This is a genomic window from Polaromonas aquatica (assembly GCF_050626995.1).
In the GTDB taxonomy this organism is placed as follows: Bacteria; Pseudomonadota; Gammaproteobacteria; order Burkholderiales; family Burkholderiaceae_C; genus Polaromonas; species Polaromonas aquatica_A.
The window spans coordinates 643,605-655,400 of sequence record NZ_CP192467.1 but is presented as its reverse complement, the minus strand read 5'-3'; the positions used below and the strand labels follow the sequence as shown (position 1 = coordinate 655,400).

The window sequence follows — 11,796 nt, the reverse complement described above, 5'->3', positions numbered from 1 at the left end:
GAGGCGAGTCAGGTACCGCGCTTGAGGAAATGCGGAATCTGCATGCCGTCCGGAGAATTCACATTGCGCGACAAGGCCGGCGCGGTGCTGACCTGCACAGGCCGTCCGACCGCGCGTGCGGTGCTTTGTGAGGACATGCGCGCGCCGTGCACCAGGGATTCCTGCGCGGGCATGAGGCTGTTGGGAAGTGAGCTGCCCAAGCGCGCAGGCGCGGCTTTGGCTGCGGGGGGCGGGTTGAGCGGGCGGGCACCCAGCGTAGCGGCGGTCGAAGGCAGGGGCGCAATCGCCCGGACTGGTGCCTTCGCCGGTGCCGCGGCATGTCCCCTTTCGGGTGCATCGTTGGCAGCTTGCGGCGGATACAGCGTGGGCCGCAGCCACTGCAGGATCGGTTGCCACTGCTGGAGGTCTTGCGCCGCAGCGCTGGCCGGCAAGTCGAATATCGTCATGCCGCGCTCCAGGCTGCGTACATACAGCTGGGTTTCGCGCAAGGCACCCAGGAAGGGCATGCCGAGGCTTTCGGACCAGGCTTCCAGCGTTTTGGCGGCACTGGTGCGCCCGTCGATGCGCATGCCCACCGTTGCTAGCTTGCAGCGGCCACTGGCCACCCGCGGCATCGCCATCAGCTCGGCGTGGCACTGTGCAGCCGATTCGCGGTCAAACATCGAATTGCACACGGGCATGACGATGACATCGGCAAACATCACCACGCGCGCCAACTCAAAACCGTGCATGCCGCCCGGCGTGTCGAGCACGACGTGCGTGATGCCGGTGGGCACACGCAGCATGTTTTTCTGGTCGACGGCCCAGGGCGCGATGGCGGGCAGTGCGGCGTCGCGTCGCTTGAGCCAGCTTCGCGCCGACTGCTGGCGGTCTACATCGCCCAGCATGACGGAGCTGCCATTGCGCGCGCACCACGCGGCGATGTGCGCGGCGAGTGTGCTCTTGCCACTGCCTCCCTTGCGGTTGACGACTGCAATAACGGGCATGAATGCTCCAGGGGCGGGTTGGGGGATCAACGGAACCAATGGAACAGTTTGATACAAAAACCGGCAAAAGTCCAGCTGAGCTAATCAGCATGCGCGCAAGCAGCTAGTATTTTTGTAGCATCCGGGTAAAGCTGGTATCAGGGCCGCCTCTTGGGCGCTGGCTGCCGAGCTACGCCAAAGCCAGGGCCAGCACGCCCGATGCCATCAGGACTGCCCCGAGGATCTGCACCCGGCTCAGGGATTCCCCCAGAAATTTTGCCCCCACGAACGCGGCGACCAGCATCGAGACCTCACGTACCGGCGCGACGTAGGCCAGGGGTGCGAGCTGCACTGCAAACAGCACCAGCACATAAGCCAGTGGTGATAGCGTCCCGACCAGAATGACCGCGAGGGTGTTCTCGCGCCAGCAGGCACGGATGCGCGCGTGGCCCCGAATGGCCCACGGCGCGAATAGAAGCACCCGGAACCAGAGCACGGCGCCGTAAAACAGGATGGGCGTTGCGCCGAGGGACTTCACCGCCCATCCATCGAGCAATGTGTAAACGGCGATCAACGCTCCCGTGAGCGACCCCCAGGCAACGCCGGATTGGCAGCGTGACGGCTCCGCGCTGAAAATGTCCAGGACGCCTGCAGTGACAAAAACCCCGGCAACTATCAGCGCGATACCGAGCCAGCCGGGCAGGCTCGGCGTTTCGCCGAAGAGCAGCACGGAGCCGATCACGGCTAGCATAGGCCCAACCCCACGCGCAATCGGGTACACGACGGCAAAGTCACTGACGCGGTAACCCTGCTGCAGCACCAGCGAGTACGCGGCATGAACCAGGGCACTCGACAGGGCTGCAAGCACCAGGCCCACCGTCATGGCCTGTGGGTGAGTCTGCCATTGCCAGAGCATGACGGGTGTGGCGATGGCCGCGCTGACCCAGCCAAACAGAATGACAAACGGAGGGCCGCCTGCAGAACGTTTTGCCACGACGTTCCAGAAGGCATGCAGCATGGCCCCTGCCAGTACCAGTGCAAGCGAGGTCGCGGTCACGCGGGCACTTCAAGGTCGAGACCGCGATCCCGGAATGCGGAGGATGTGAATCCGGTCATTACTGCATCCGCAGGATGCGCAGATCAGGGACGTAGTCTGTCGGCGAGCGATAAAGGTCTTTGGTGAGGGAGTTCAGCGGAACCTGAAGATTGACGCCCTTGGGCGGGATGGGCTCTTCAAACCATTTCGAATACAGGCGACGGACTTCGCCAGCACGCATGAGAGAACGCATGGTCCGGTCTACCAGGGCCTTGAACGCTGCATCGTCTTTGGGCAGCATGATGGCGAGGGGCTCGATGGACAGGTGCACACTGCTGATGACGTAGTCCCTGGGGTTCGCGGACATGGCCCGCTGGCTGAACAGCTGTATGTCGTCATGCAGCCACGCCTCGGCCCTGCCGCTTTGCACGGCTGAAAAACTTTCGAGACTCTGGCTGAAAAGCTGGAGCTTGATGGGGGCGCGAAGTTGCTGGTTGAAGAATTCCAGCATTTCGGCCGCGGTACTGCCGTTGTTGGTGGAAACATTCCGGCCTTCCAGCTGTGAAGGGCTGGTGATTGGTTGGGTGCTTTTGGAAAGGATACGTACACCGGCGATGTAGTGGGGAATCGTGAACGCCACCTGCCGCCGCCTTTCGGCTGTGTTGGTTGTCGAGCCGCATTCAAGGTCGATTTTTCCCTCTTTCATCAGGGGGATGCGGGTCGATGAGGTCACCGGAACCCATTCAATACCCAGGCGTTTGAGTTTGAGTTCCCGGGTAATCGACTCCACGATGTTTCTGCACAGGTCAATCGCAAAACCCATCGGTTCGCCTTTGCCGAACGTATAGGAAAAAGGCACGGAAGAGTCCCGGTATCCCAGCCGTATGGTTTCACGCTGCGAGACAGCCGCCAGCGTCGCCGAATCGCCGATGCCCTGCATCTGCGATGGGTTGGGTGCGCCGAAAACCGCCTCACCGGCCGTCGCCAAGATGATGCAGAGAGCCAGTGCGGCCGATGGCTTCACCATGACCGTGCCACTCCGTATTTTTGTGCCAGCAGTTCACCAATGCGGCGAGTTACGGCTGAGCATTCCGCGTTGTCCAGGCGGGTGAAAGCTGCTGCCCATTTTTTTGCGTTGGCATGGTCGGGAAACCGCGGAGACTCTCCCCATTGCCAGTCGGGATGCCGGGACAACGGGTTGCGTCCCAGCACATGCAGATGAACACGCCGATGTGTCTGCGGGTGCTTCGGCCCCGAGGGTGCAGCGTTGTGGTGCAGTGCCCAGTTGCCAGCTTCCCAGTAGTTGATGCATCCGCCGGAAAGCTGCGGCAGCGTGTCCAGCATCGCCCGGCCAGTCGCCGCGACCAGAAAGGACCAGAGGGTCAGTTCCACCGCGCTGAGTTCGCTGCGTTCCCAGACTGCTCTGGGTGGATTGACCAGAAGGTGCCCGCCGTCCTCGCGGCTGTTGAGTAACTGCGAGGGCAGAGTGACTGTGCCTCCGTCGAATTTGAAGATGATTTCTGGTTCCATGACTTGCCTTTCCTTGGTTGTTCCGGATCACGCATGAAGCTTCAGCGCAGGAAATTCGCCTCGACTTCGCGCATGTGGGCGTCACCTTGCAGCGCGATGATGTCCTTGACAGAAGGAAGCCGTTTGTCTACCTCGGCAATTCCGCCCTCCCGGCGAATCCGCGCGAAAACATCGCGCATGGCACCCACTGCGGCACGGATGGCGTGGTTGCCATAAATTACGATGCCGACTTTCTGGAGGGCCGCAATGTCGGCTTCCGTGAGCTGGGGATAGGCGGTCGGCACCAGCACCAGCGGGACTTTGCCGCGCCATGCATTGATAAACGCCAGGACTTCGTCGGGTGTTTTCTGTTTTGAATGAATCAATATTGCGTCTGCACCGGCTTCCTCGTAGGCCAGCGCACGTTTGATGGCTTCATCCTGGCCTTGCCCTGCGATCAAGGCTTCGGTGCGGGCAATGACCAGCAGGTTTTTGTCGGTGCGCGCGGCTGCGGCCGCCTGTACCTTGCCCTGGAACTCCTCAATGCGCACCAGCTCCTGCCGGCCGTCTGAGCGCAGGCTGGTGTCTTTGGGGAAGGTCTTGTCTTCCATGACGACAGCCGATGCGCCTGCTGCTTCATATTGCGGCACGATGTAGCTGACGTTCACGGCATTGCCAAAGCCGGTGTCAATGTCCGCGATGAGCGGAACAGACACCACCGCTGCGATGGCACGCATCATCTCCAGATGGGCCCCCATGGACAGGATGTTGGCGTCCGGTACAGCGTGGCTTGCCGACAGTTCAAAGCCGCTTCCCCAAATGGCATCAAACCCTGCTTCTTCGGCCAGCTTGGCACAAAGCGGATTGTGCGCCGCCATGGCGGTCAGCAGCTTGCCTTGGCCGAGGGCCGCGCGGAATTTCTGGTTTTTCTGAAGAGTGTTCATGTGGTTCATGTGGTTCATGTGGTTCATGTCTGTTGTGTAGGGTTGTTGGAGTGGGCCTGAAATTGCCGAATGGATGCGGCGACAGGTGGCTAGCGCAGTTCGGCACACGCCACTGCAATGCGGCGCAGAGCCTCTTCAAGTTCTTCGTCGGATGCTGCATAGGAAATCCGGAAGTGGCCGGGCAGCTCGAAGGCCGCACCCTGGACCACGGCAACGCCTGCTTCGCGCAAAAGGTACAGCGCAAGATCGGAGTCGGTCGCAATCAGGTTGTTGAGTTTGTCCCTTCGACCCAGCAGTCCCTGGCAGCCGGGAAATGCGTAGAACGCGCCGGGAGGAAGGTCACAGCTCAGCCCTTCTATCGACCTTAGAACTTCCACAACCCGGTCGCGGCGCCGCCTGAATGCCTTGACAAATCCTGGGAGGAAATCCATGGGACCATCCAGCGCGGCAATGGACGCAGCCTGACTGATGGAACTGGTGTGCGAGGTCGACTGGGACTGCACCAGATTCATCGCCCTGATGAGTTCAACCGGTCCCGCGCCGAAGCCCACGCGCCAGCCGGTCATGGCGTAGGCTTTGGAGACACCGTTGATCGTCAGTGTGCGGCCGGCGAGCTCAGGCACCACAGCCGCGGGCGTAGCGAAAGCCGTGTCCTCGTAGCGGATCTTTTCGTAGATGTCGTCGGCCATCACCCAGACATGAGGATGGCGAAGCAGCACCTCGCCCAATGCGGCCAGTTCTTCCTGGCTGTACACCGCACCGCTGGGGTTCGACGGCGAGTTGAGCATCAGCCATTTGGTGCGCGGCGTGATGACTTCTTCCAGTTGCTGGGGCGTCAACTTGAACCCGCTGGAAGCGCCGCAACGAACGATGACCGGCCGCCCGCCCGCAAGCAGCACCATCTCCGGGTAAGACACCCAGGCGGGCGTGGGGATCACCACTTCGTCGCCGTCGTTGATGGTGGCCTGCAGGGCGTTGTACAGGAGCTGTTTGGCGCCGCAACCCACCTGGATCTGCTCGGGGCTGAACCTGAGGCCGTTGTCCCGCTCGAACTTTCGCATCACCGCTTCACGCAATAGCAAGGTACCGGCCACATCGGTATAACGCGACTCGTTTCGGTCAATCGCAGCCTTGGCCGCTTCCCGGACGTGGAGTGGCGTCGGAAAGTCGGGCTCTCCCTGGCTGAGCGCGATCACGTCGCGGCCTTCGCGTTTCATCTGGTTGGCCAGGCGCGTCATTTCCTTGGTGGCGGACGGCTTGGCGCCCAGCACACGTTGCGCAAGAAATGCGTGGCCCGGGAGGGAGGGATGGTTCATTCAATGGCTCCTACTTTGAGACGGAAAACCCGACGGGCGAGCGCCAGCGGGATGAAGATGGTGAGGAGGAGCAGCACGCTGTAGGCACAGGCCAGTGCCAGCCTGCCGCTGTCCACCTGCTGGAATATTTCGATGGGCATGGTGTTCATGCCGCCGAAATACAGGACGACTGTGGCCGAGAGCTCCGACAGGGTGGTGACCCACATCAGCACGGCAGCGGCCGCGACGGAGGGGCCGATGATCGGGAGTACCACGCGAAAAAAGCTTTTGATCGGGCTCACACCCAGGCTCATGGACGCCTCTTCGATGGAGTCCCTCAGGTTGTGCAGCGGTCCCGCCGCAGCGCGAACGCTGGTGGGCACCCGGCGCAGGAAGTAAGCGAGGGCCATGATCACCCAGCTGCCGGTCAAGGCCAGCCAGCCGCCGTTGAAGGCATTGATCAGGGCAATGCCCAGCACGGTCCCCGCGATGGTCAGGGGCAGCATGACCAGCACGTCCAGCGCGTGGGTCAAGGCCGAGCGGCGCTTCACGATCAGGTAGGCAACCGCCACCGAGAAGAGCATCCCGGCAGCGGTGGCGATGGTGGCCAGGAAGAGCGAGTTGTACAGCGGCTCGGGAGCCCGCACCAAAGCGTGCTGCAAATGGGCCAGCGTGAAACCGCCGTAGTGCAGCACGGGGCCTATGGAGGGCGTGAAGGCCGTCACCAGCACCACCAGCACCGGGAGCATCGACAGCGTCACTACTCCCAATACCGCGGCGGTGGCGGCCTGCGCGCGCCAGCCCGCAATGGAGATGGCCGCCGGTGTGCGGCCCGATTCCATCTGGAACTGCCGGCGTTCGACCCACAGCTTTTGCACCAGCAGCATGCCGGCGCCGAGGAACACCAGCAGGGAGGCCATCGTCGCCTGCATTTGGGGGTTGCCACCCATTTCGCTCACAAACTCGTTGTATGCCTTGACGGCCAGCACGGGTGTGCGGGCCCCGAGGATAGCGGGCACGCCGAAGCTGCCGATCACGTGGGTGAACACGATCAGTGCGCCGCCGAACACCGACGGCAGCAGGAGCGGCATGGTGACGCCTTTGAGTACCGTGCCCAGGGGCTGGCCGAGGCTGAGCGCGGCTTCTTCCAGGTTGCGGTCCATGGACTTCAGGCCCACCAGGACGGCGACAAAGGCGTAGACGTAGTTGTTGAGCGTCATCACAAAGACCAGGCCCCACCACGAGTACAAGGAGGGCAGCTGTACGCCCAGCGGTTCCAGCCAGCCGTTGAGCAGGCCCTGACGGCCCAGCACCAAGACCCAGGATGCGGCAACCACAACATCGGGAATCACCAGCGTGATCAGCGGCAAAAAGGTCACCAGCCCGGCGAACGGGAATTTGCAGCGCGCCACCACCACCGCAAGCCCGCCGCCCACCAGCATGGAACTCACCGTCACCAGCAGACCCAGGATCAGGGTGTTGAAGAAAACTTCACGGTAAGAAGCTTCGGAGAAAAACCGGGTATAGCCGCCGACGCCGCCATCGCTGCCCGGTGCGGCAAAGGACTGCCAAAGCATGTTGGCGAGCGGCCATACCAGAAAAAGGCCGAGCACGGCCATCGCCGCCATGGCCATCGCCAGCCAGGCCGGGTCTCTGCGCAAGGGGCCCAGCATCACGAGGGCTCCACGATGTGGGCTGCTGGCGGCAACTGCAGCGTGACCGGCTCGCCACGGCTGCGCAGTTGCTTCTGCTGGCTGGTCCAGACGTCCACGCGGATCAGGCCCACGGTGGTGCGCACCGCATAGCCCGTGATGCTCCCGCGGAACTCCACATGTTCAATCACGCCGGAGAGAAGGCCCTCTTGCTGCGGGCCTGCTGCAACCAGAGAAATCTCTTCGCTGCGGATGGCCAGGCTGGAACCTGCGGCGAGCGGGAGGTCGGAGCGCGTGAGGAGAACCCCGCCGGGGGTCCCCAGGCGCCGGGCGCCGTCGGCAGACGACGGCAGCTCGCTGTCGACCGGAACCACATTGGCGCTGCCGACAAAATCCGCGACGAATCTGGACCGGGGTTTGGCGTAAATCTCGCGCGGCGGGCCGGCCTGCACCACCCGGCCGCGGTCCATGACGGCGATCAGGTCCGACATCGCCAGGGCTTCTTCCTGGTCGTGGGTGACAAATACGGTGGTGATGCCGGCCTCGGTTTGCAGGTCGCGAATCATGCTGCGCAGTTCGACGCGCAGTTTCACGTCGAGCGCCGAGAGTGGCTCGTCAAGCAGCAACAACCTGGGCTGGATGACAAGGGCGCGTGCCATGGCCACCCGCTGCCGCTGGCCGCCCGAAAGCGCTGCAGGCATGCGCCCGGCAAATGTTTCCAGGCCGACGCGCTTGAGCATCGCCATGGCGCGTGCTTCGGCTTCTGCGGCGGGCACCTGCCGCGCTGCCAGGCCATAGCACACGTTGGCCAGCACGGAGCGGTCGGGAAACAGCGCGTAGTCCTGGAAAACCATTCCCACGCCCCGGCGATGGACTGGCACCTGGGTGACGTCGTCGTCCCCGAACAGGATCTGGCCGCTGTCCGGCTTGACAAAGCCGCCCAGCATTCGCAGCAGGGTGGTCTTGCCGCAGCCCGACGGGCCCAGCAAGGTAAAAAATGATCCGCTGGGGATGACAAGGTCGAACTGCTGAAACAGCACCTGCCTGCCGTAGCTCTGCGAAATATTCCTGAATGAAACCTGCATCATCGGCCTTTGCTAGACGTTGTGGGCATCACCGGCCAGCCGCAAGCTGACGCCACTGGACCAGAAATTCGGCGCGCTCCGCACCCATCCTGGCGTCGTCCAGCGGGATGATCTTGAGGCTGGCCAACGCCGGCAGGTCAGCCAGCCTGGTGACGTCGATGTCGGCGCGCACCGGACGGCGGTAGGCGCTTTTGAAAACTTCCACCTGCAGATTTCTGGATGCCAGGAATTCGTAGAGCTTTCGAGCTTCGTTGGGGTGTTTGCCCCCCTTGATCAGCGCCATGCCTTCAGGTGAAAGAAAGGTGCCCTCGGCCGGGTAGACCAGCCTGATTTCCTTCATTCCGCCGGCCACATACTCGTAGGCGGCGTATTCCATGGTCACCGCGACGGCAAACTCGCCCTTGGCGACACCTTCGTAGGCTGCGGAAGTCGTTCCCACAATGGTTGCATTGCGCACGATCTTCGCCAGCACGTCCTTGCCGAGCACCTTTTGCAGTCCGTAAAGCGCTACGTATGACGCGCTGCTGCGTTCGGGGTCTGGAATGACAATCCGGCCCTTCCATTTGGGATCGGTCAGGTCGGCCCAGCCTTTGGGCAACTGGCCTCCGGGTACCTGCCGCAGGTTGGCCATCAGCACCGTGACATGAACATTGGTTCCCAGCCACAAGCCGTTGGGCCCGCGGTAGGACTCCGGAACCTTGGCAGCCTCGGGCGAAATGTAGGGTTCCAGCTGTTCCCGGAATTCGCTCACGGTGGAAAGGCCGCCCGACCAGAAGATGTCTCCCAGCGGATTCGCTCCTTCCGCCTTGATGCGCTGCATCAGGGCGCCGGTGCCGGCGCGCACAACGGAAACCTTGATGGACGGGTGTGCTTTGGTGAACAGGTCCACGACCCGGTTCACGGTTTCCACATTGTTTGAGGAGTAAAGGACCACCTCCGCAGCCGTGGCTGGAAGGATGAGTATCACCATGAGTAATACGCATATTTTCCGGATGAAATACCGCATGTCTAAGCTCCTTGCGTGGCTGGGTTGGACTGTTGCCGTTATCCTATGGGTATGCGTTGGTCAGAGCCAGCCATTGGCCGTTCAACTATTCCTGATCAGGTGGATCGTCATGAGTAATACTCATAAGAAGCAGGCGGACATCCCTTTGGTGGCGGCTCGGGCTTTTGTCATCGTTGGGAGGCACGGCAGCTTCACCCGGGCCGCCGCGGCGCTGGGTGTGACCCAAAGTGCTGTCAGCAGGCACGTCGCGACCCTGGAGGCGTGGACCGGTCGGCGTCTTTTTGAGCGCAAGGGCTCGACTGTGGCGTTCACCCCCGCCGGCTCGCAGTTTTATGACGCCATCCGGGACGCCATCTCAACCATCGAGCTGGCGACGAAGCAGATGGCCCAGACCGGGCGTCTCCACGACCGCCTGAAGGTACGCACCTCCATGCCAAGCTTTGCGCTGACGGTTGTGGTGCCTGCGCTGGGGGCGTTCAGTACTGAAAACCCGGTTCAGGTGGATCTCATCACCTCGCTGTCGCCGCCGCAGCCGCAGGATGAATTCGACGTTTTTATTACGCGCGACCTGAGTTTGCCCGGCACGGAAAGCTGGGAATTGATCCGGGAGGAACTGGTTTGTGTCGGCTCGCCGGTGCTTGTGCAGGCCCATCGTCAGAACGCGCCCAACCGCTGGCCCATGATTGCCGCCAGGTCACGTCCGGACACCATCAGCACCTGGGCTGTAGCCAAGGAAATTGTGGTGGACCGCCTTCACGTGGGCGCGATGTACGACCACCTGTTTTTGGCCGTGGCTGCGGCCATTGGGGGTTCGGGACTGCTGGTGGTGCCGCGGCTCCTGGTGCTGGACCAGCTGCGGGACGGCACGCTGATGCTGGTGGACGATGAAAAAGTCGCCTCAGGGGCGACCTATGCGGCTTACATCAACCCGCGCAGCGAGCACATTCAGGTGGCGCGCGAGTTTTGCCGATGGTTAAAAGGCATGCTCAGGGCGCGCGTACAGGACCTGTAAGGCCGGAGTTTTCAAGAGATTTTGGCCTTGAGCCCAATGTAATCGGGCGCAAGCAGCTATTGTTTTAATAGCAATTACCGGTAAATCCGCCGTATCTCGGACAGAGGTGCTGCCGGTCCGTATTCGGCGTGACTAGCCAACCGTCACAGCGGCGCCGTCGCCTTTGGGGGCGATCACGCCGATCTCGTAGACCTGCTCACCGGCGTCACGCAGGGTTTTGGCTGTGGCCTGGGCGTGGGCGGCGTCCACCACCACCACCATGCCGATGCCGTTGTTGAAGGTGCGGTTCATCTCGAAATCGTCGATGCCGGCGGTTTTTTGCAGCCAGGCAAACAGCTCGGTTTGCGGCCAGCTGCCCTTTTTGAGGTGGGCGGCCATGCCTTCGGGCAGCACGCGCGGAATGTTTTCCAGCAGGCCGCCGCCAGTGATGTGGGCCAAAGCCTTGATGGGGTGGGCGGCCAGCGCGGCCAGCACGTTCTTCACATACAGGCGGGTGGGTTCCATCAGGGCCTGCTTGAAGGGCTTGCCGTCCAGCGTGGCGGGGGCATTGCCAGCCGCGCGTTCAATGCATTTGCGTACCAGGCTGAAACCATTGGAGTGCACACCGCTGCTGGCCAGGCCGAGCACCACGTCGCCGGGCTTCACATCCTTGCCAGTCAGGATTTTTGACTTTTCCACGGCACCGACGGCAAAACCGGCCAAGTCGTATTCGCCCGCAGGGTACATGCCCGGCATTTCGGCGGTCTCGCCGCCAATGAGCGCACAGCCGCTGAGCTCACAACCTTTGGCAATACCGCCGACCACCGCCGCGGCGGTGTCCACGTCCAGCTTGCCGCAGGCAAAGTAATCGAGGAAGAACAGTGGCTCGGCGCCCTGCACCAGCACGTCGTTCACGCTCATCGCAACCAGGTCGATACCCACGGTGTCGTGCATCTGCCACTCGAACGCCAGCTTGAGCTTGGTGCCCACGCCGTCCGTGCCGCTGACCAGGACAGGTTCCTTGTAGCGCTTGGGTACCTCAAACAGGGCGCCAAAGCCACCAATGCCCGCCAGCACCCCTTCGCGCATGGTTTTCTTGGCCAGGGGCTTGATGCGTTCGACCAGTGCATCACCCGCGTCGATGTCGACGCCCGCGTCTTTGTAGCTAAGGGGAGAAGGAAAGGAGGTTGTCATGGTGTCGGCTTTGCTACGGGTAGGGTGCGGATGAAGGGTCAGCGGGCGATTTTTGCAGCCGGGAAGGGGCCTGCAAGCCCGATAGAATTCAGCCTGAGATTCTAAAGGCTACCCATCCG

At 62.3% G+C, this 11,796-nt stretch carries 11 protein-coding genes; 1 reads left to right on the top strand and 10 read right to left on the bottom strand.

Going from position 1 to position 11,796, the window contains the following annotated elements; all coding sequences use genetic code 11:
* Positions 1-8: 8 nt before the first annotated feature.
* The 9 genes from ACQ4MS_RS03265 to ACQ4MS_RS03225 form a co-directional block, all read right to left on the bottom strand.
* A complete protein-coding gene (locus ACQ4MS_RS03265) occupies positions 9-986 on the bottom strand; it encodes a division plane positioning ATPase MipZ (RefSeq protein ID WP_431097703.1) in 978 nt (325 codons plus the stop codon).
* Positions 987-1,155: 169 nt separating this feature from the next.
* Positions 1,156-2,022 carry a DMT family transporter gene (locus ACQ4MS_RS03260; protein ID WP_431097702.1) on the bottom strand — a complete coding sequence of 289 codons (867 nt, stop codon included), beginning with the start codon at positions 2,020-2,022 and terminating at the stop codon, positions 1,156-1,158.
* A gap of 58 nt (positions 2,023-2,080) precedes the next feature.
* Positions 2,081-3,028, bottom strand: coding sequence for an amino acid ABC transporter substrate-binding protein (locus tag ACQ4MS_RS03255; RefSeq protein ID WP_431097701.1), 948 nt, complete (start codon positions 3,026-3,028; stop codon positions 2,081-2,083).
* A complete protein-coding gene (locus ACQ4MS_RS03250) occupies positions 3,022-3,531 on the bottom strand; it encodes a hypothetical protein (protein ID WP_431097700.1) in 510 nt (169 codons plus the stop codon). Before ACQ4MS_RS03250 ends, ACQ4MS_RS03255 begins: the two co-directional genes overlap by 7 nt.
* A 41-nt stretch (positions 3,532-3,572) precedes the next feature.
* A complete protein-coding gene (locus ACQ4MS_RS03245; protein ID WP_431099526.1) occupies positions 3,573-4,454 on the bottom strand; it encodes a phosphonopyruvate hydrolase in 882 nt (293 codons plus the stop codon).
* Positions 4,455-4,543: 89 nt separating this feature from the next.
* Positions 4,544-5,770, bottom strand: a complete 1,227-nt coding sequence (locus tag ACQ4MS_RS03240) for a pyridoxal phosphate-dependent aminotransferase (protein WP_431097698.1) — start codon at positions 5,768-5,770, stop codon at positions 4,544-4,546.
* A complete protein-coding gene (locus ACQ4MS_RS03235) occupies positions 5,767-7,422 on the bottom strand; it encodes an ABC transporter permease (RefSeq protein WP_431097697.1) in 1,656 nt (551 codons plus the stop codon). The genes ACQ4MS_RS03240 and ACQ4MS_RS03235 overlap by 4 nt, the downstream gene beginning before the upstream one ends.
* Entirely contained in the window at positions 7,422-8,489 is a 1,068-nt protein-coding gene (locus ACQ4MS_RS03230; protein WP_431097696.1) for an ABC transporter ATP-binding protein, read from the bottom strand. Before ACQ4MS_RS03230 ends, ACQ4MS_RS03235 begins: the two co-directional genes overlap by 1 nt.
* Before the next feature lie 25 nt (positions 8,490-8,514).
* Positions 8,515-9,456 (bottom strand): ABC transporter substrate-binding protein, encoded by a 942-nt coding sequence (locus tag ACQ4MS_RS03225; protein ID WP_431097695.1) that lies wholly within the window; start codon positions 9,454-9,456, stop codon positions 8,515-8,517.
* 145 nt (positions 9,457-9,601) lie between these two features.
* Between ACQ4MS_RS03225 and ACQ4MS_RS03220 the strand changes: the two genes are divergently transcribed.
* Positions 9,602-10,504 (top strand): LysR family transcriptional regulator, encoded by a 903-nt coding sequence (locus ACQ4MS_RS03220; RefSeq protein ID WP_431097694.1) that lies wholly within the window; start codon positions 9,602-9,604, stop codon positions 10,502-10,504.
* 132 nt (positions 10,505-10,636) lie between these two features.
* Here ACQ4MS_RS03220 and purM read toward each other — a convergent pair whose 3' ends face one another.
* A complete protein-coding gene (purM, locus tag ACQ4MS_RS03215) occupies positions 10,637-11,677 on the bottom strand; it encodes a phosphoribosylformylglycinamidine cyclo-ligase (RefSeq protein ID WP_431097693.1) in 1,041 nt (346 codons plus the stop codon).
* Positions 11,678-11,796: the final 119 nt, after the last annotated feature.

What these genes read in the sequence shown, in the direction of transcription:
- ACQ4MS_RS03265 (WP_431097703.1), bottom strand. Translation starts at nt 986, where the DNA reads ATGCCCGTTATTGCAGTCGTCAACCGCAAGGGAGGCAGTGGCAAGAGC.
- ACQ4MS_RS03255 (WP_431097701.1), bottom strand. Translation starts at nt 3,028, where the DNA reads ATGGTGAAGCCATCGGCCGCACTGGCTCTCTGCATCATCTTGGCGACG.
- ACQ4MS_RS03250 (WP_431097700.1), bottom strand. Translation starts at nt 3,531, where the DNA reads ATGGAACCAGAAATCATCTTCAAATTCGACGGAGGCACAGTCACTCTG.
- ACQ4MS_RS03245 (WP_431099526.1), bottom strand. Translation starts at nt 4,454, where the DNA reads ATGAACACTCTTCAGAAAAACCAGAAATTCCGCGCGGCCCTCGGCCAA.
- ACQ4MS_RS03240 (WP_431097698.1), bottom strand. Translation starts at nt 5,770, where the DNA reads ATGAACCATCCCTCCCTCCCGGGCCACGCATTTCTTGCGCAACGTGTG.
- ACQ4MS_RS03235 (WP_431097697.1), bottom strand. Translation starts at nt 7,422, where the DNA reads ATGCTGGGCCCCTTGCGCAGAGACCCGGCCTGGCTGGCGATGGCCATG.
- ACQ4MS_RS03230 (WP_431097696.1), bottom strand. Translation starts at nt 8,489, where the DNA reads ATGATGCAGGTTTCATTCAGGAATATTTCGCAGAGCTACGGCAGGCAG.
- ACQ4MS_RS03225 (WP_431097695.1), bottom strand. Translation starts at nt 9,456, where the DNA reads ATGGTGATACTCATCCTTCCAGCCACGGCTGCGGAGGTGGTCCTTTAC.
- ACQ4MS_RS03220 (WP_431097694.1), top strand. Translation starts at nt 9,602, where the DNA reads ATGAGTAATACTCATAAGAAGCAGGCGGACATCCCTTTGGTGGCGGCT.
- purM (WP_431097693.1), bottom strand. Translation starts at nt 11,677, where the DNA reads ATGACAACCTCCTTTCCTTCTCCCCTTAGCTACAAAGACGCGGGCGTC.